We start from the raw sequence: 19,129 nt of genomic DNA on the forward strand, positions 1-19,129 counted from the left end.
CGGAGGCCACACATGAGCGAACGCACCGCAGCACCGACAGAGACTGACGCGCCGACGCGCGCGGACGACGAACCGACGCAGACCGAGGTTACCTCGGGTTCGACGGCCGTCGTCCGCGCGCTGGAGAACGCCGGTGTCGAGACCGCGTTCGGCGTGCAGGGTGGCGCTATCATGCCCATCTACGACGCCCTGTATCACTCTGACATCCGGCACGTCACGATGGCCCACGAACAGGGCGCGTCGCACGCAGCGGACGCGTACGGCGTCGTCAAGGGCGAACCGGGTGTCTGCTTGGCAACGTCCGGCCCCGGCGCGACGAACCTCGTGACGGGCATCGCCGACGCCAACATGGACTCCGACGCCATGCTCGCGCTCACCGGACAGGTTCCGTCCGACATGGTCGGTTCGGACGCCTTCCAGGAAACCGACACCACGGGCGTCACCGCACCCATCACGAAGCACAACTACTTCGCCTCGTCGTCCGACACGGTCGGCGACGTAGTCGGCGAAGCGTTCGCGCTGGCTGGCGAGGGCCGACCCGGGCCGACGCTGGTCGACCTCCCGAAGGATATCTCCCTCGGCGAGACCGACCGCGAACCCGGAGCGGCGCGCGCACCAGCGACGTGCATTCCGAAGACGGAGCCAGATACCCACGAGGTTGAAGCGGCCGCCCGCGCCATCGAGCGCGCGGAGAAGCCGCTGCTTCTGTTCGGTGGCGGCGTGGTCAAAGGGAACGCGGCCGAGGAGGCACGGGCGTTTGCGACCGAGCACCAGATTCCGGTCGTCACCACGATGCCCGGCATCGGTACGATGCCCGAAGACCACGAACTCTGCCTGTCGTGGGCAGGGATGCACGGCACCGGCTACGCGAACATGGCCATCACCCACACCGACTGCCTCATCGCAATCGGGACCCGGTTCGACGACCGCTTGACCGGCGGTATCGACACGTTCGCACCGGAGGCCGAAGTCGTCCACATCGACATCGACCCGGCGGAGATTTCCAAAAATATCCACGCGGACTACCCGGTCATCGGCGACGCAGGCCGCGCCATCGAGGCCATCGACACCGAGATGGACAACAGCCCCGACGCACGCGAGTGGTGCGAACAGTGCCTGACGTGGAAAGACGAGTACCCGATGGACTACGCGGCACCCGACGACGAACCGCTGAAACCGCAGTTCGTCGTTGAGGCGCTGGACGAAGCCACGCCCGACGAGACCATCGTCACGACTGGCGTCGGACAGCACCAGATGTGGGCCGCTCAGTACTGGACCTTCCGCGAACCGCGGCGCTGGGTGTCCTCGCATGGACTCGGCACGATGGGATACGGTGTCCCGGCCGCAATCGGCGCCCGGTTCGCTGCCGACGACGACGAAACCGTCGTCTGTGTCGACGGCGACGCCTCGTTCCTGATGACGATTCAGGAACTGTCGGTCGCCGTCCGCGAGAACCTCGACATCACCATCGTCGTCCTGAACAACGAGTACATCGGAATGGTTCGCCAGTGGCAGGACGCCTTCTTCGAAGGCCGACACATGGCCGCTGGCTACGACTGGTGTCCGCAGTTCGACAAGCTCGCCGAGGCATTCGGTGCCCGCGGTTGGGCCGTCGATTCCTACGAGGAAGTCCCGGACGCCATCGAAGAAGCGCTCGCCTACGACGGACCGTCCGTCATCGACTTCCACGTCGACCCGGCGGAGAACGTCTACCCGATGGTCTCGTCGGGTGGCGCAAACGGAAAATTCGCTCTCTCGGAGGACCAGTTATGAGCAACGAACAGGGATTGCAGGGACCCGCCCCGGAAGACCGGCCACACCCCGACGGCCGACGGAACTCCCAGGGCATCCGCATCGACCCCGAAGCAGAAGCCGAACACGAACCACGACGCACCGTGCTGTCGGCCATCGTCGAGCACGAACCCGGCGTCCTCTCGCGAGTCGCCGGACTCGCCGCCCGCCGACAGTTCAACATCGAGAGCCTCACCGTCGGGCCGACCACCGTCAACGGCCACGCGCGCATCACGATGGTCGTCGAAGAGCCCGACCCCGGCATCGACCAAATCGAAAAGCAGCTTTCCAAACTGAAGCCCGTCATCTCCCTCGGCGAACTGGACGACGACGCCGTTCGCGCAGAACTCGTCCTCTTGAAGGTCCGCGGCGAAGACCCCGACAAGGTCCACGCCGTCACGGAGATGTACGACGGACAGACGCTCGATGTCGGCTCCGAGACCATCACGGTCCAACTGACCGGCGACGAGCGGAAGATAGACGACGCCGTGGACGCGTTCCGTCGGTTCGGAATCATCGAAATCGCCCGAACCGGCCAGACCGCTCTCGCCCACGGGTCGAAAAAGACCGTCCCCGGAGAGGAACCCGGCACGTCCGGCGAACCGACGACACCAACCACTGATACACAATGACCGATTTCACCACGACTGTCTACTACGACGACGACGCAGACCGAACGAAGATTGACGACAAGACCGTAGCCGTCCTCGGCTACGGCAGCCAGGGCCACGCCCACGCCCAGAACCTCGCCGACAGCGGGGTCGACGTGGTCGTCGGCCTCCGCGCCGATTCTTCGTCCCGCGAGGCAGCACGCGAAGACGGACTCCGCGTTGCAACGCCCGCCGAGGCCGCCTCCGAGGCGGACATCGTCTCCGTCCTCGTCCCCGACACCGTCCAACCGGCGGTCTTCGAGGAGATTCGCGACGAACTCGACGCTGGTGACACGCTCCAGTTCGCCCACGGATTCAACATCCACTACAACCAGATTCGTCCCCCGGAGGATGTCGACGTGACGCTCGTCGCGCCGAAGTCCCCCGGTCACCTCGTCCGCCGCAACTACGAGAGCGGCGAAGGGACGCCCGGCCTCATCGCCGTCTATCAGGACACGACCGGCGAGGCCAAAGCAGAGGCGCTGGCGTACGCCCACGCAATCGGCTGTACTCGCGCGGGGGTCATCCAGACCTCGTTCCGCGAGGAGACAGAAACCGACCTGTTCGGTGAGCAGGCCGTCCTCTGTGGCGGCGTCACCTCGCTGGTCAAGCAGGGCTACGAGACGCTCGTCGATGCGGGCTACTCCCCCGAGATGGCCTACTTCGAGTGCCTGAACGAACTGAAGCTCATCGTCGACCTGATGTACGAAGATGGGCTCGGCGGCATGTGGCACTCCGTCTCCGACACCGCCGAGTTCGGCGGTCTGACTCGTGGTGACCGCGTGGTCGACGAGCACAGCCGCGAGCGCATGGAAGAAGTCCTCCAGGAAGTCCAAGACGGCACCTTCGCCCGTGAGTGGATTCTGGAGAACCAGGCGGGCCGCCCGTCGTACTCCCAGCTCAAGGAAGCAGAAGAGAACCACGACATCGAGGAAGTCGGCGGTCGCCTGCGCGAGTTGTTCGCGTGGGCCGACGAGGCCGACGACACAGAGAAAGCAGAAGCACCAGCAGACGACTGACCACCCCTTCCACACCTACTTCAGCACCATGACCCGAAACGAGAACCGAAACGACACACCGACCCGCATGCGAGATGTTAGCCACACCAATCCCTACACGGGAGAGACCTTCACGACGGTCTACGAACGCGGCCCGGCCGTCACCGACGGCGGTGCCGTGAACCCGTCCGAGTCGTCCCCGGCGATGACCGGCGGGTCCGACACCATGGAAGACGTGGACCACACGCCGCCACACGGTGACGGAACGAACCGCGTCTGGAACCGTGGACGCACAGAGATAACCGGCCGTCGCCACACCGAGTCGGAAGACCGGACCCGAGCGAAAACAGGTGACGTAGATGAGTGAGGGAACGCTGTACGACAAAGTCTGGGAGGAACACACCGTCTCGGAACTCCCGACCGGCCAGACCCAGTTGTTCTGCGGTCTGCACCTCATCCACGAGGTGACGAGCCCGCAGGCATTCGGGATGCTCCAAGAACGCGACCTGGAAGTCGCCTATCCCGAGCGGACCCACGCGACGGTAGACCACATCGTCCCCACGTCGGACCAGTCGCGGCCGTTCCAAGACGACGCCGCAGAAGAGATGATGTCCGAACTCGAACAGAACGTTCGCGACGCGGGCATCAACTTCTCGGACCCGACGTCGGGCGACCAGGGCATCGTTCACGTCATCGGGCCGGAGCAGGGACTCACCCAACCCGGCATGACCATCGTCTGTGGTGACAGCCACACCTCGACCCACGGCGCGTTCGGCGCGCTGGCGTTCGGTATCGGGACGAGCCAGATTCGCGACGTGCTGGCCACTCAGACGGTTGCGATGGAGAAAAAGAAGGTTCGCAAAATCGAGGTCACGGGCGAACTCGGTCCCGGCGTCGAAGCCAAGGACGTGGTGCTGGAAATCATCCGTCGCCTCGGAACCGAAGGCGGCGTCGGCTACGTCTACGAGTACGCCGGTGAGGCCATCGAGAACCTCGACATGGAAGGTCGGATGAGTATCTGCAACATGTCCATCGAAGGCGGCGCTCGCGCGGGCTACGTCAACCCCGACGAGACCACCTACGAGTGGCTGAAGCAGACCGACTACTTCCAAGAGAACCCCGAGAAGTTCGACGAACTGAAGCCGTACTGGGAGTCCATCCGCTCCGACGAGGACGCCGAGTACGACGATGTCGTCACCATCGACGGCTCCGAACTGGAACCCGTCGTCACGTGGGGGACCACGCCCGGACAGGGCGTCGGCATCACCCAGCCCATCCCGGCACCGGAAGACCTTCCCGAAGAAAAGCAGGACACCGCCCGGATGTCGCAGGAACACATGGGCGTCGAACCCGGCCAGACGATGGAGGGATACGAAATCGACGTGGCATTCCTCGGTTCGTGTACGAACGCTCGGATGCCCGACCTGCGGCGTGCTGCGGAGGTCGTCAAGGGTCGACAGGTCGCCGACAGCGTCCGCGCGATGGTCGTTCCCGGTAGTCAGCGCGTCAAGGCCGCCGCGGAAGCGGAAGGCCTCGACGAGGTGTTCGAAGAAGCCGGATTCGAGTGGCGCGAAGCGGGCTGTTCGATGTGTCTCGGTATGAACGAAGACCAACTGGAGGGCGACGAAGCCTCGGCGTCCTCGTCGAACCGGAACTTCATCGGGCGGCAGGGTTCGAAAGACGGCAAGACCGTGCTGATGAACCCGCGCATGGTGGCCGCGGCGGCCGTGACCGGCCACGTGACTGACGTGCGCGACCTGAAGGAGGTGAAAGAAGCATGACCGACGAAATTCCAGAAATCGACTCCGCCTCGGGGACGGGCGTTCCCATCCGCGGAAACGACATCGACACGGACCAGATTATCCCGGCGCGGTTCATGAAGGTCGTCACGTTCGACGGCCTCGGCGAGTTCGCGTTCTTCGACAAGCGGTACGACGAGAACGACGACCCCAAGGACCACCCGATGAACGAGCCGGACTTCCAGGAGGCCTCTATCATGGTCGTCAACGCCAACTTCGGCTGTGGTTCGTCGCGCGAGCACGCCCCGCAGGCGCTCATGCGCTGGGGCATCGACGCCATCATCGGCGAGTCCTTCGCGGAAATCTTCGCGGGCAACTGCCTCGCGCTGGGTATCCCGACGGTCACCGCCGACCACGACACCATCGTCGAACTGCAGGACTGGGTCGACGAGAACCCCGACGCAGACATCGACGTTGACGTGGAAAACGAGACGGTCACCTACGGCGATACCACCGTGGACGTGACCGTCGACGACGCACAACGGAAGGCGCTCACCGAGGGCGTCTGGGACACGACGGCGCTCATGAAGTCGAACGCCGACGCCGTACAGGACACGGCAGACAGCCTCCCCTACGTGGACGGCTGACCGGTCTCTGTTTCTTCGGCAGTCGCAGACGCACCGCACTGTTTCTGGCGAGCTTTTCGACCTGACTGTGAGAGTGACGCTGCGGCTGCTGTGTGGCTCCGCTGCTTACTCGATGAACAGCCGCACGTCGTCGTCGGCGGGATGGTCGCCATTCGCGTCGGGGACGGCGTCGCGCCATTCGGCGGTCACACCGTCGGTCTCAGAGTGCGGGTCGTCGTCGGAGACGGGAGAGGCGCTGAGTACGACGTGAGTCGTCGCGTCGATGGACGTGTCCTCGCCTTCGACATCGTGTTCGGCGAGACGGCAGCGCTCGATGCTCTCGACTTCGACATCGATGCCGGTCTGTTCGTTGACTGCCCGAACGGCTTCGGCGACGTAGTCGTCGGCAGCGGTAATCTTCACGTTCGGGAGGACACCAGCCCCGGATTCCTGGTGGATTCGAAGGAGAAGTTCACCCGCGTCGTTCGTGACGCCGACGATGGCTCGACCGGCGTAGTCGCGCTCGCAGAAGTCGGCGTCTTCGTGGACGAACGTGTGTTCGCAGTAGTCGATGTCCTCGCGGTCGGCGAGCGCCGCCGGGTCCGGGAGGTGTCGTCCGGTCGATGATTCGGCTGTAATCTCGTCTGAGTGGGTGTGTTCGGACATGGATAGTGGTTCGCTTGTGAGTCGGGCTGGCCGCGTGGCTATACGCGTCGCTGTTCGTGCGGCAGACGCTCGATAGACGGCTGATTCCGACCCACTGAGCAGGTCGTTCCCGGAGTTCGGCGCTCCGGAGCAATAGCTACTGGAACATGATACAAGAAAACACCGATTTCCTTTCAGACTATTTCTACATGTAATTATTCTCACGGAGAGGATAAAAACGTTCGGGTAGCAGTCATTTTGAAGGTGGCAATCCACTCTCGATGAAAGGCGTTTTTCGGGGGTATCGACACACTCTTTCCGCCGCCCATCCCACGGTTTGGCATGACTCACGAGATTGTCGTTATCCCCGGCGATGGTATCGGGGCGGAGGTCGTCCCGGCCGCCGTGGACGTACTGAAAGCGGTCGGCGACTTCGAGTTCGTGGAAGCCGACGCTGGCGACCACGTGAAGGAAGAAACCGGCGAGGCGCTCCCGCAGGAGACCTACGACCTCGCGGCCAAGGCCGACGCGACCCTGTTCGGGGCCGCTGGCGAGACGGCGGCGGATGTCATCCTCCCCCTCCGCGAAGCAGTCGATTCGTTCGTCAACGTCCGACCCGCGAAAGCCTACCCCGGCGTGGACGCGCTTCGCCCGGAGACGGACCTCGTCTTCCTCCGGGAGAACACCGAAGGCGTCTATTCGGGCCACGAAGACCGCCTCTCCGACGACCTCTCGACGCTCACACGCGTCGTGACGACCTCTGCGTCGGAACGCCTCGCCGAGTACGCCTGCGACTACGTCGGCGGCGAGGGCGGCAGTTTCCAGGTCGCCCACAAGGCGAATGTGATGCGCGAGACGGACGGTCGCTTCCGCGATGCTGTCGTCTCTGTCGCCGACGAGCACGGCGTCGAAGTCGAGGAGGTCCTGATGGACGCCTTCGCCACGCGAGTCTGTCTCGACCCGACGCAGTTCGACACCATCGTCTGTCCGAACCTCGCGGGCGACGTGCTGTCTGACCTCGCGGCGGGTCTCGTCGGCGGCCTCGGACTGCTCCCTTCGGCGAACATCGGCCCGGACGCCGCGCTGTTCGAACCAGTTCACGGGTCTGCCCCCGACATCGCCGGTGAAGGAATCGCAAACCCGGCGGCGACCATCCTTTCGGCGGCGATGCTCTTGGACTACCTCGGCTACGACGACGAGGCACAGCAGGTCAGAACCGCCGTCGAAGGCGTCCTCGAAGACGGACCACGGACGCCCGACCTCGGCGGCGACGCCTCCACCGAGGAGGTCACGGCGGCTATCCTCGACCGTCTGTAAGTCGCACGACCTTCGAGTCGCTGCACGCTGCTCGTCTTCTTTCGACCCGCTTTCTCAACCCTAGAGCCGCGGGTTTCGTCCCGTGCCATCGCTTTCCTCGCTCCGCCTTTCGACTCCTTTCTCAGTCGTACTGTTTTTCGTTATTGAGTGAATTGAGTCTCTAGCGAGCAAATACGGTCGGAAGCCAACACAAACAATTAACAATACACACCGACGTATCTAGTAGACAACGAGGAATCGCTATCGATGTTACCAGCAGAGCGAAAACGCCGTATCGTCGAACTCGTCTCGGATTCTGATGGCCGGTCGGTCGAAGCACTCGCCGGTGAACTCGGATACTCGAAAGCGACGATTCGCCGCGACTTGCGCGAACTCGAAGACCGCGGTCTCATAGAGCGGTCTCACGGTGGCGCAGTCCCGGTTACGTCCGTCGGCCGAGAGCAGACGTACGGCCAAAAGGAAGTACAGAACCTCGATGCGAAGCGCGCAATCGCCGCGCACGCCGTCGAAGAACTCGCCGACGGACAGGTCGTCTTCTTCGACGCGGGAACGACGACGATGCAGGTAGCAAAACAGGTGCCGAACGACGGGAGCATCCTCGGCGTCACGAACTCGCCCCGCCTCGCCATCGAGTTGAACGAGGAGGACAACGAGGTGAAACTCACGGGTGGAACGCTCCGTAGACGGACGCGCGCGCTCGTCGGCCCGACCGCAGAGTCGTTCATGCAGCGGACCAACTTTGACCTCCTGTTTCTGGGCACGAACGCCATCGACGTAACATCTGGACTCACGACGCCGAACGAGGATGAAGCCCGGATGAAAGAGCTGATGGTCGAGAAGGCCGCGCGGGTCGTCCTCGTCGCCGACGAGTCGAAACTCGGCCGCCGGAGCTTCGTCCAGTTCGCGTCGTTCGAAGACGTGGACCTGTTTATCACCGACGCCAAACTCGAGGGTGAGACTCGCGACGAACTCGAAAACGCTGGTGTCGACATCGCTGACGGAGTTGGTCAATGATTTTCACCGTCACGCCGAACCCCGCTATCGACCACACCATCCGCTTCGACGAACCCCTCCAGACGGGGGTCGTCCACCGGACCGACGAGCAGGTGTTCACGGCCGGTGGCAAGGGCATCAACGTCGCCAAGTACGTCTCCGCGCTCGGCGTCGATACCGTCGCGTCGGGCTTTCTCGGCGGCTATTTCGGGAACTTCATCCGGGGTCGACTCGATGACGATGGAATCGCGAGCGAATTCGTTCACATCGACGCGGAGACGCGACTGAACACGACCGTCCTCGCCGAAGACGGCGAGTACAAACTCAATCACAACGGGCCGCACATTCAGGAGGCCCACGTGGATGAACTGATCAAAATCGTTCAACAGCACGAACCAGAGACAGTCATCGTCGGCGGAAGCCTCCCACCGGGCATGTCGCTGTCTGCCGTCGACGAACTGGCCGCGGCCGGTGACTGGCGAATGGCGGTCGATATGGGCGGTGAGTCACTCACCCAACTCGACGCCGAATACTTCGTCTGCAAGCCCAATCGCTCGGAACTCGCGGCGGCGACGGGGCGGGACGTGGAGACGACGGACGACGCGATAGCCGCGGCAAACGACCTGCGCGAACACGGTTTCGAGTACGTTCTCGCCTCCCTCGGGGCGGACGGAGCGCTTCTCGTCGGCGAGAACGACGTGCTGTCTGTACCCGCTCTCGAAGTCGATGTGGTCGATACCGTCGGGGCTGGCGACGCGGTTCTCTCTGGGTTCCTCGCGGGGTTGGACCAGGGCCTTGGGACCGACGCGGCGCTCCGTATGGGGGTACTGACCGCCGCGCGCGTAGTGAGCGTTGCTGGCACCCGTGTCCCTCATCTCGATGATGTCCTCACCTCCGACACGAAGGTTGACGTAACTTCGATTTAACTCGTTTCGTGCTTGCAAAGTAGTTTGTTACTACTGAACTTAGACATAAATATACACATTCGGTAGTATTTTTGTTTTCGTTTGTGTAGGATTTCTGCAGGGGTGGTAACACTATGGCAAACGACGCAGAAGATGCAGTTCGGTCCTACCTCACGTCGGTGAAGGAGGACCTGATGACTGGGGTATCGTTCATGATTCCGTTCGTGACAATCGGCGGAATATTTCTGGCGCTGGGCTACGCGGTCGCCTCGCTTTCGGGCAACGTAGAAAACGTATTCAGTAGCACTGGCACTACTGGCTGGTTCCTCGCGCAAATCGGTGTCGCGGGGCTGACCCTGATGGTTCCGGTTCTCGGCGCGTACATCGCGTATGCAATCGCCGACCGGCCGGGTCTCGCTCCGGGCTTTATCCTCTCGTACATCATCCAGCAGGGGAACGTCCTGAAGGCGGCCGGTGATGTCATCGGCCTGCAAGGCGGGGCCGCCGGTGCAGGGTATCTCGGCGCTATCGTGGCCGGGTTCCTCGCGGGTATCGTGGCGCGCTGGTTCAAGCAGCGCTCCGTGCCCGAGTTCGTCGCGCCGATGATGCCCGTGCTCATCATTCCGGTGTTGACGACGGCGGTGTTGACGCCGGTGATGCTGTTCGTCCTCGGTGTTCCGATATCTATCGCGAACGCCGGGCTGACCCAGTTCCTGAGCAACATGCAGGGCGGGAGCCAAGCCATCGTCTTCGGCGCGCTCATCGGGGCGATGATGGCTTCGGACATGGGCGGTCCGATAAACAAGGTCGCGTACGTGTTCTCCGTCGGTCTCATCTCCGAGGGCGTCACCGCACCGATGGCCGCGGTCATGATTGCCGGGATGGTCCCGCCGATTGGACTCGCACTGTCGAACTTCATCGCGCCGCAGAAGTACGCGGCGGAGATGTACGAGAACGCCAAGAGCGGCATGCTCCTCGGCTTCTCGTTCATCACCGAGGGAGCGATTCCCTACGCGGCAGCAGACCCCGCGCGCGTCATTCCCAGCATCGTCGCCGGGAGTGCCGTCGCGGGCGCAACCTCGATGGCACTCGGCGTGACGATGCCTGCCCCCCACGGCGGCATCTTCGTCGTTCCGCTGTCGAACCAGCCGTTCGCGTTCATCGGCTGTATCCTGCTTGGTTCTCTCGTGACCGCCGTTATCGCGACGGTCATCAAACCCAACTTCGACGCCAAGATGGCAGCACAGGCAGCGGACGACTGACCACGACAACCTAACCAACCTTTCAATACTCGACGAAGCACCATGGACACAACCACTATCAACGCACTCACTCCGCTCGAATTGATTTCACTCGAAGAGCCACCGGCGACGAAGGACGGAGCCATCGAGTTCCTCCTCGACCTCGCTGTCGACGCTGGCCGCGTCGACGACCGCGACACGGCACTCGCAGCACTCCTCGAACGCGAGGAAGAAGCGACGACCGGTGTCGGGTTCGGTATCGGCATTCCGCACGCGAAGACCGACGCTGTCACCCAACCGACCGTGGCGTTCGCCCGCTCGTCGGAGGGTATCGATTTCGATGCCATGGACGACAAGCCCGCGAGGCTGTTGTTTATGATTCTCGTCCCCGCCGAGGGTGGCGAGGACCACCTACAGATTCTGAGCGCCCTCTCGCGGTCGCTTATGCACGAGGAAGTCCGCGAAGACCTCCTCGAAGCAGAGACGAAAGAGACCGTTCAGGACATCCTCAGCGAGGTGATCGACTGATGGAGCGAGTCGTTACTGTTGTTCCCGAAGACGGCCTGCACGCCCGCCCGGCGACGAGGTTCGTCGAAACCGCGAACGGGTTCGTCGCCACTGTCCAACTCGGCCGCGCCGAGTCCGACGACCTTGTCCCCGCGGCGAGCATGCTCGCCGTAACCGGCCTCGGCGTCTCCTCCGGCGAGGATATTCGCCTCGTGGCTGATGGAAGCGACGCTGAAGCGGCCCTCGACGCGCTCGAAGCAGTTCTCTCGACGCCTGAAGGACACGACTGATGATGTCAGACCAGACCGCAACCGAACGAACCTTCTCCGGCATCGGCGTGACGCCGCTGTCCGGTGTCGGGTCTGTCGTCTGGTACCGGCCGGACGCCGAGTTACCGGACCCACCGGAACCCGAGACGGTCGATTCGGACGCGGAGCTGTCGCGGTTCGAATCGGCCCGTGAGACGGCCGAAGACGAACTTCGCGACGAGCGAGCGCGGACCGCAGAGCGAGTCGGCGAGGAGGAAGCCGCAGTGTTCGACGCCCACGTCCAGTTCCTGAACGACCCGCAGATAACCGAGGGCGTCACCGCCGCCATCGACGACGGTCGTCCCGCCGAACACGCCGTCTACGAGACGTTCTCCGAATTCGTCGACCAGTTCGAGAACATGGGCGGCCGGATGGGCGAACGCGCCGACGACCTGCGAGACGTTCGGGACCGACTGGTTCGACTCCTCGCGGGGAGCGAACGAGTTGACCTCTCGGCACTCCCAGCGGGGAGCGTCGTCTTCGCCGAACGACTCACACCGAGCGACACGGCGCAACTCGACCCATCTCACGTGTCGGGGTTTGTGACGAAGGCGGGCGGCCGAACCTCGCACGCGGCCATCTTCGCCCGGTCGCTCGCTATCCCGGCCATCGTCGGAGTCGGTGAGGAACTCGAATCAGTCGAAGACGACACGGAAGTCGTCGTCGACGGCGACGCAGGGACCCTCGTGGCCGACCCGGCCGAAGACACCAAAGCGGCAGCGGCCACCGAGGCCGAAGTCGACATTCGAAGCGACCCGGTCGAGACGGCCGACGGAGTCGAAATCGAAGTCGCCGCGAACGTCGGGACGCTCGATGACCTCGGCCCGGCAGTCGAACGAGGTGCGGACGGTATCGGACTGTTCCGAACCGAGTTCCTCTTTCTCGACCGAGAGTCGCCGCCGGACGAAGATGAACAGGTCGAAGCGTACACCGACGCCCTCGCAGCGTTCGATTCGGGACGAGTGGTCGTCAGGACGCTCGACATCGGCGGCGACAAGCCAGTCCCGTATCTGGACCTCCCAGAGGAGGAAAACCCGTTCCTCGGCGAGCGCGGAATCCGCCGGTCGCTCGGTCCCGACGCGGACCTCTTCGAAACGCAGGTTCGCGCGTTGCTCCGCGCGGCCGGGCGTACAGACGACACGCATCTCTCGGTGATGCTTCCGCTCGTCGCAACCGTGGACGAACTCCGTCGGGCGCGCGAGCAGTTCGAGTCGGTCGCCTCCGACCTCGAATCTGAGGGTATCGACCACGCGATGCCGGAGTTCGGCATCATGATAGAGACGCCTGCGGCCGCGTTCATGGCCGACCAGTTCGCACCGCACGTCGACTTCTTCAGCATCGGCACGAACGACCTCGCCCAGTACGTGATGGCCGCCGAGCGCGGCAACGAGCGCGTTGCCGACCTCGGTGACTACCGACAACCCGCCGTGCTTCGCGCCATCGACGCGACAGTCACGGCCGCCGAAGGCGAGGACTGCTGGGTCGGCATGTGCGGCGAGATGGCGGGCGACCCCGAACTGACCGAGCTGCTCGTCGGTCTCGGCCTCGACGAACTGAGCATGAGCGCCGTCACGGTGCCGCACGTGAAAGCGGCCGTGGCGGACGTAGACACGGCTGAGGCTTGGAAGCTCGCCGCGAACGTCCTCGAAGCCAGCACGAAAACTGAAGTCGAACAACTGTTAACACGAGACAAATGAAATTCGTCGCAGTCACCTCCTGTCCGACAGGTATCGCACACAGCCAGATGGCCGCCGAGAACCTCTTGCAGACCGGCGAGCGCCTCGGCCACGACATCGATGTCGAAGTACAGGGCGCGATGGGAACGCAAGACGAACTCTCGGCGGACGCCATCGACGCCGCCGACGCTGTCATCATCACCTCCGACACCTCGGTCAGTCGCGACCGATTCGGCGGGAAACTCGTCGTCAAAGGCACGGTGAAAGACGGTGTCAACAACGCTGAAGAGATTATCCAGCGAACCGCTGAACTCGTTGAAGAAGGAAAAACCGGCGACGTTTCCTTCGGAAGCGGCGAGAGCGACACCGACACCAGCGACACCGCACAGACCGACGACGGCGACGACCACTCGGCGTCCGCAGACCAACCAGTCCGCCGCGGTGGCGACCCGGAGAAGGGGCTGTTCGCTCGACTGAAGAAGCTGTTCTCCTGAGTCGTCTTTCGATTTTCCCGTCTCTTTCGACCAGCCAGAGGACTCGCTCGTCAGCCGCTGAGCCGGGTCGCTGCACGCTGCACGAAAAATTAACTCGGTAACGAACGAACACGAACGCGCAAAACCGAAACCATATTCCCATAGATTATTATCCTCGCTGTCGTTGGCGAACACGAGGTGAACGCATAATGCCGTTCTACGGCGGGGAGGAACTCGCCACAGTGTACGACGAGGCGCTCGACGAAGGGTTCGGTCTCATCGCGAGCAACATCGCGGAACCGAACATCATGATGGGTCTCATGGAGGGTGCCGACCGAATGGATTCGGACCTTCTCCTCCAACTCAGCGGTGGGGCCTGCAAATTCGCAGGCAACGGCGACCCGGTTGCGGGTCTGAAAGCCATGGGGACCTACATCGAGACCATCGCCGAGCAGTACGACATCGGCGTCTTCCTCAACATGGACCACCAGACGGACCTCGAGTTCATCCAACAGCAAATCGAACTCGACATCCCGTCGTCTATCATGATCGACGCCTCCCACGAACCGTTCGACGAGAACGTCGCCACGAGTCGAGAGGTCGTCGAGATGGTCGAGGCCGCCGACTCCGACATCCTCATCGAGGCCGAACTCGGCCAAATCAAGGGCGTCGAAGACGAAATCGAGGCCGAAGAAGCGTTCTACACCGACCCCGAGCAGGCCGTCGAATTCGTCGACAAGACCGGTGCCGACCTGCTTGCTATCTCCGTCGGAACCCAGCACGGCGTTGCCAAGGGCAAAGACCTCGAACTCCGCCCCGACCTCGCACACGACATTCGCGTCGCACTTCGAGACCACGGCCTCGACACGCCCCTCGTCCTTCACGGTTCGTCCGGTGTCCAACCCGACCAACTGCAGGAGATGCTCAAACACGGTATCTGCAAGGTCAACAAGGACACTCGGTACCAGTACGAGTACACCCGGACCGCATACGACCTCTACAGTGACGACCCGAACGCCATCGTGCCCCCGGAAGACGTCGAAGACGCCCGCGACACGTTCTTCAACGAGACCGACTGGTCGCCCAACAAGTCGGTGTTCGACCCGCGTGTCGTCGGCCGCGACATCCGCGCTCGCATCGCCGACGTTCACGCCGGTCTGACCGAAGTCTCCGGAAGCGCTGGCCAAACGCTCTTCAAGTAACTCCCGCCGAACGCAGTAAGAAGCACGTCGTTGGAACGCCGCCGGGACCGATTTTTTGCGGCTGGCGATTCAGTTCGCCTGCCCCTTTTTTTCTCGGTCTTCGGTACGCTGGACGTACCCTGGTTTGAATTCGAAGCGCGCACCGCCTGCTGGCCCCTCGGTGAGCGCAACGTCCCACCCGTGTTCGCGGGCGATGGTGGCGACGATGCTCAGTCCGAACCCGGTTCCGTTGTTGCCGTAGGAGACTCCGTGTTCGAAGACCTCGTCGCGCTTTTCGGGAGGAATCCCGTCGCCGGTGTCCTCGACGGCGAATCCATTCCCATCGGCGAGGCGTTCGACCGTCACGTCAACGTCGTCGCCGCCGTGTTCGATTGCGTTCCGAAACAGGTTCTCGAACAGTTGCTTCAACCGGCTTGCATCGCCCTGAACTCTCGGCAGCGACTCATCGAGCACCAGACTCGCATCGTCTGTCTCGACGTGTCCCCACGATTCTGCTGTAAGCGGTCTCAGGTCGACAGTACGACTCTCGTCTATCGACCGCTCGTCGCGAGAGAGCGCCAACAGGTCTTCGATGAGGTTCTCGATTCGTTCGTGCGCGGACCGAACCTTCTCGAAGTACTGCTCGTCGCCGGTTTCGGCGGCCATGTCGAGGAAGCCGATGGCGACGGTGAGTGGGTTCCGGAGGTCGTGTGCGACGACGTCCGCGAACTTATCGAGGCGGTCGTTCTGCTCTCGGAGTTCGTCTTCTCGCTTCGCTCGCACGAGCGCCGCTTCGGCCGACGCGGCGAGGATTCGAAAGAGGTCGGTGTCACGGTCGGAGAACTCCCGTGGCGACGTCGACCCGGTGAGAAAGAGGCCGTGGTCGCCGAGCGGAATGGCAATTTCACTCCGCATCTTGGTGTCCTCGTTGTAACACCCCTCCTGTTCCTGAACGTTGTCGTAGACACGGACCTCACCGGCCTCGAACGCCTCCCACGCGAGGCTATCGCCACCCGAGAGTGTCGGCGTCGACCCGTACAGGTCGCGTGCCGCGCTCGTCTCGGTGAGTGGGACGAGTGCGTCGCTTTTTTCGTCGTACTCCCAGATACTCGTCACTTCGAGTCCGAGTACGTCGGCCGCGGCCCCGACGGCGATTTCACCGACCTGCTCCGTGGACGATGCCACGGTGAGTTGTTGGGCAGTCTGTTGGAGTTCCCGCAGACTTCGCTCGATTCGTTTCTGCGAGGTGATGTCTTCGAGTACGGCGAGGACTCGGTCTACGTTTCCTCTCGGTCCCGGTACCGAGGCCGTCGAGAGGAGTAAGTCGAGTTCGTCCCCATTCTTCGTCACCCGCTGTATCTCCTTTCCTCGGATGTTCTCGCCGGTGAACGTCTGTCGCCTGTGGGCTTCGAACTCGGCTGTCTTTTCCTCCGGAACGAGCGGATTGAACGTCCCGACAACTTCCTCGCTCGACCACCCGAACATCTCTTCGGCACCGTTGTTCCACATGAGGACGTTTCCGTACTTGTCGACTTCCAGAATCGCCATCGGCACGGCCTCGATGAGCGATTCGAGTCGCTGGTTCGTCTGTTCGAGCTTTGTTCGGCTCCGTTCACGCGTCAACTCCGCACTGACGAGTTCACCGAGCAGTTCGACGAACGTCCGTTCTAGCTCGTTGAAGTCGTTGTCTCGCGACTCCGGGCTGGAGAAGTTCACCGTCCCGTCGCGCTCACCGTCGACTGTGAGCGGTGCGCCGATGTACGACTCCAGTTTGAAGTTCTGGTACGCCGGGTGGTCTTCGCGCCCAGCATCGACCGCATCGACGAATGCACACACGCCATTGCTGGCGACAACCGCCTCGCAGTAAGTCGATTTGAGGTCAAAATGGTCGCCAACGGAGATGTCGCCGCCTGTCGGGTAAACATCCCGAACTTCGTAGTCGGTGCCGTCGATAGTAGAGACGATGCCGATATCGAGTCCGAGCGTCCGACAACCCGCTTCGAGCAGCTTTATCACCCGTTCGTCGGTCGAGAGGTCGGCGTCCCCCATCACTCGCTGGACCGACCGAAGGGCGTCCCGTTCTTCTTCGAGTTGTTGCTGTATCTCCTGGTACTCGGTCACGTCCCGTCCGACGACGAGCACCCGATTTTCGTTCGATTCGTAGAGGGGTGTCAACCCAACATCGAACGTCCGCTGTCCGAACACCGATTCGAACGACATCCGGAGGTCGAAGTCGTACAGGTTTGGCTGTCCGCCGTCATTCTGCTCGTCCATGCCCGAAAGCGTCTCAGCGACTGCCTCGCGGAATCGTTGGATGTCTTCGTCCGGGATGCGGCCCTCCACGAGTTCGAGAATGTTTTTCCCGCGGAGCGTGTCTTGGCCATGGGCACGCCCAGCAGCAGGGTTCGCGTACTGAATTTCGTACGACGAGTCGAGAACGAACACGACATCGTGGACGTTCTCCAGAATCGATTTGTTGCGTTCGAGTTCGCGCTTTCGTTCCCGTTTTTCGGTTATCTCACGGGAGAACACCGTCAGGCCGTCGTCGTCCGGGAAGGCACGGACTTCGACCCAGTAGTCGAACGGTGATTTGAGGTGATGTTCGAACGCAACCGGCTCGCCAGTCTCCATCGCGGTTCGGTACTTTCGCTCTAACTCGGTTCCGACGAGAGACGGAAATTCCTCCCAGAGACTGGTTCCGATGACGGTTTCGGGGTCACGACCCACGCGGTCCGCCATCTTCTGATTGAGATACTCGACTTCCCAGTCGGTGTTGACCGCGTAAATGGCGTCAGTCGCGCGTTCGAGCGTTCGCTTGAGTCGGTCAGTCGTCGCACCGGCGCGTCGTTTGTGACGGGCCGCGTCGACGAGCGTCTCGATTCGACTCGCGAGACGCTCGGTATGACCCTGTTCGTCGGGGAGTACGAACTGGCTGGATAGTGTCGCCGTTAGCAACTCCTCGTCGGTCAACTCTTCTCGTTCCTCCGTGAGAAGTATGGTCGGCAGTAATTCGTCCCGTTCGCGGACCGTATTCACCAACTCGAGTGCACGGTCCGTTCCAATCGACTTCGCGACGACAACACAATCGAAAGTCTGGCGGGAAATCAGTTCCAACGCCGCGTCAGTATCGTTCGAATGAGATACCTCAATGCTCGAAGCGAGACGGGGGAGATTCGTCTGGACCGTCTCTGCGAACGACGCATCGTCGTCGACATAGAGGACGTGAACCGAATCGGGTTGTTCCTTCTCCAGACTGTCCACAATATCGAATAGTATGTCGTTGCAGTAGTTAATATGTTCAGCCCCTCACTCGTGTGTTCGGAGGGGTTCCGGGCAGTTCGCCCCGCTGCTTAAGGTATTCCGAGACGTGGTGACAACTATGCCTCAAATCCACCTCGACGACGAAACTATCGCCCGACTCGACAATCTCCGGGAAGAAGACGAAGAGTACGACGAACTGATAATTGAGTTGATGAATATTTACGAAGCGAGCGAGCGGACGCTGTTTCACGCTGGCGACGAGTACTGACGGGGTAGTGAGAAAAGTGGTCGACTGTGGCCCCGTCGCGCTCGTCGCAAAGAGCCGTTTCCGGGTGCGTCGTTACTCCCGATAGGCGACTCTGACCTGCTCCCACTTGCCCTTTGCTTCGAGGTGCTCTTGGAGGGCGTCTGCGTAGGCCTGTGTGAGTCGTTCCGCGTCTTCGAGTTTTTCGTCGGATGAGTTATTGCCGCCGCCGTTGCCGAGTCCGAGCGCACCTTTGATAGAGTCGACAAGCCCACTTCCGCCGCCTCCGCTGGACTCCTGTGGAGCGCCGCCCATCGCGCCCATCTGCTTGCGGATGTTGTCGAGTTCGGGGATAATTTGCGGCACCTTCTCGGTGTTCGCAACGATGCGCGCTTCTTCGGGGTCGTCGGCGTGTTCGATTTCGAACTCGGTGGCCGTCATGATAAGCCCCCACTCCTGACTGGAGAACCGGGAGTTCATCACGTGGTCGTTGAACTCGCGGTCCACCGTCATTCGGTCGCCGACGATGCTGTCGGTCCAGTGTGCCATGTGCACATGTCGTCGGCCGGACCGT

The 19,129-nt window shown here is 62.4% G+C and carries 19 protein-coding genes; 16 read left to right on the forward strand and 3 right to left on the reverse strand.

The features are described from left to right. The first annotated feature begins 12 nt into the window (after positions 1–12). The 6 genes from ilvB to leuD are packed head-to-tail and all read left to right on the forward strand — an operon-like array spanning position 13 to position 5,825. On the forward strand, positions 13–1,773 hold the full coding sequence (ilvB, locus tag ACH9L7_RS05035; RefSeq protein WP_396612642.1) for a biosynthetic-type acetolactate synthase large subunit: 1,761 nt from the start codon (positions 13–15) through the stop codon (positions 1,771–1,773). Continuing rightward, positions 1,770–2,423 (forward strand): acetolactate synthase small subunit, encoded by a 654-nt coding sequence (ilvN, locus tag ACH9L7_RS05040; RefSeq protein WP_396612643.1) that lies wholly within the window; start codon positions 1,770–1,772, stop codon positions 2,421–2,423. The genes ilvB and ilvN overlap by 4 nt, the downstream gene beginning before the upstream one ends. After that, positions 2,420–3,460 carry a ketol-acid reductoisomerase gene (gene ilvC / locus ACH9L7_RS05045; RefSeq protein WP_396612644.1) on the forward strand — a complete coding sequence of 347 codons (1,041 nt, stop codon included), beginning with the start codon at positions 2,420–2,422 and terminating at the stop codon, positions 3,458–3,460. Before ilvN ends, ilvC begins: the two co-directional genes overlap by 4 nt. Positions 3,461–3,488: 28 nt before the next feature. Then, the gene (locus ACH9L7_RS05050; RefSeq protein ID WP_396612645.1) at positions 3,489–3,806 is read left to right on the forward strand and encodes a hypothetical protein; all 318 of its coding nucleotides are present in this window, start codon (positions 3,489–3,491) and stop codon (positions 3,804–3,806) included. Then, positions 3,799–5,220, forward strand: coding sequence for a 3-isopropylmalate dehydratase large subunit (gene leuC, locus ACH9L7_RS05055; RefSeq protein ID WP_396612646.1), 1,422 nt, complete (start codon positions 3,799–3,801; stop codon positions 5,218–5,220). The genes ACH9L7_RS05050 and leuC overlap by 8 nt, the downstream gene beginning before the upstream one ends. Then, the gene (leuD, locus tag ACH9L7_RS05060; protein WP_396612647.1) at positions 5,217–5,825 is read left to right on the forward strand and encodes a 3-isopropylmalate dehydratase small subunit; all 609 of its coding nucleotides are present in this window, start codon (positions 5,217–5,219) and stop codon (positions 5,823–5,825) included. Before leuC ends, leuD begins: the two co-directional genes overlap by 4 nt. Positions 5,826–5,930: 105 nt before the next feature. Here leuD and ACH9L7_RS05065 read toward each other — a convergent pair whose 3' ends face one another. Next, on the reverse strand, positions 5,931–6,470 hold the full coding sequence (locus ACH9L7_RS05065) for a hypothetical protein (RefSeq protein ID WP_396612648.1): 540 nt from the start codon (positions 6,468–6,470) through the stop codon (positions 5,931–5,933). Between the two features lie 321 nt (positions 6,471–6,791). On the opposite strand from ACH9L7_RS05065, the gene leuB reads away from it, so the two are divergent. From leuB to fba, 9 genes are all read left to right on the forward strand, one after another. Further along, complete coding sequence (gene leuB, locus ACH9L7_RS05070) at positions 6,792–7,766, forward strand: 3-isopropylmalate dehydrogenase (RefSeq protein WP_396612649.1); 975 nt, start codon at positions 6,792–6,794, stop codon at positions 7,764–7,766. Between the two features lie 246 nt (positions 7,767–8,012). Further along, a complete protein-coding gene (glpR, locus tag ACH9L7_RS05075) occupies positions 8,013–8,780 on the forward strand; it encodes an HTH-type transcriptional regulator GlpR (RefSeq protein ID WP_396612650.1) in 768 nt (255 codons plus the stop codon). Beyond that, a complete protein-coding gene (gene pfkB, locus ACH9L7_RS05080) occupies positions 8,777–9,685 on the forward strand; it encodes a 1-phosphofructokinase (protein ID WP_396612651.1) in 909 nt (302 codons plus the stop codon). The genes glpR and pfkB overlap by 4 nt, the downstream gene beginning before the upstream one ends. Before the next feature lie 113 nt (positions 9,686–9,798). Continuing rightward, a complete protein-coding gene (gene ptfC / locus ACH9L7_RS05085) occupies positions 9,799–10,926 on the forward strand; it encodes a fructose PTS transporter subunit IIC (RefSeq protein ID WP_396612652.1) in 1,128 nt (375 codons plus the stop codon). Between the two features lie 42 nt (positions 10,927–10,968). Continuing rightward, a complete protein-coding gene (gene ptfA / locus ACH9L7_RS05090; protein WP_396612653.1) occupies positions 10,969–11,433 on the forward strand; it encodes a fructose PTS transporter subunit IIA in 465 nt (154 codons plus the stop codon). Next, positions 11,433–11,702, forward strand: coding sequence for a phosphocarrier protein HPr (gene ptsH1, locus ACH9L7_RS05095; RefSeq protein ID WP_396612654.1), 270 nt, complete (start codon positions 11,433–11,435; stop codon positions 11,700–11,702). Before ptfA ends, ptsH1 begins: the two co-directional genes overlap by 1 nt. Positions 11,703–11,704: 2 nt before the next feature. Next, positions 11,705–13,417, forward strand: a complete 1,713-nt coding sequence (ptsP, locus tag ACH9L7_RS05100) for a phosphoenolpyruvate--protein phosphotransferase (RefSeq protein ID WP_396613223.1) — start codon at positions 11,705–11,707, stop codon at positions 13,415–13,417. Further along, positions 13,414–13,890, forward strand: a complete 477-nt coding sequence (locus ACH9L7_RS05105; RefSeq protein WP_396612655.1) for a PTS fructose transporter subunit IIB — start codon at positions 13,414–13,416, stop codon at positions 13,888–13,890. Before ptsP ends, ACH9L7_RS05105 begins: the two co-directional genes overlap by 4 nt. Positions 13,891–14,078: 188 nt before the next feature. Beyond that, positions 14,079–15,071 carry a class II fructose-bisphosphate aldolase gene (gene fba, locus ACH9L7_RS05110; RefSeq protein WP_396612656.1) on the forward strand — a complete coding sequence of 331 codons (993 nt, stop codon included), beginning with the start codon at positions 14,079–14,081 and terminating at the stop codon, positions 15,069–15,071. 69 nt (positions 15,072–15,140) lie between these two features. On the opposite strand, the gene ACH9L7_RS05115 is transcribed toward fba, so the two are convergent. Further along, complete coding sequence (locus ACH9L7_RS05115; RefSeq protein WP_396612657.1) at positions 15,141–18,311, reverse strand: PAS domain-containing protein; 3,171 nt, start codon at positions 18,309–18,311, stop codon at positions 15,141–15,143. A 118-nt stretch (positions 18,312–18,429) separates the two neighbouring features. Between ACH9L7_RS05115 and ACH9L7_RS05120 the strand changes: the two genes are divergently transcribed. Continuing rightward, positions 18,430–18,579 carry a hypothetical protein gene (locus ACH9L7_RS05120; protein ID WP_396612658.1) on the forward strand — a complete coding sequence of 50 codons (150 nt, stop codon included), beginning with the start codon at positions 18,430–18,432 and terminating at the stop codon, positions 18,577–18,579. Between the two features lie 72 nt (positions 18,580–18,651). On the opposite strand, the gene ACH9L7_RS05125 is transcribed toward ACH9L7_RS05120, so the two are convergent. Continuing rightward, a complete protein-coding gene (locus tag ACH9L7_RS05125; protein ID WP_396612659.1) occupies positions 18,652–19,104 on the reverse strand; it encodes a DUF5799 family protein in 453 nt (150 codons plus the stop codon). Positions 19,105–19,129 lie beyond the last annotated feature (25 nt).

The organism is Haloferax sp. S1W (assembly GCF_044593955.1).
Lineage (GTDB): Archaea > Halobacteriota > Halobacteria > Halobacteriales > Haloferacaceae > Haloferax.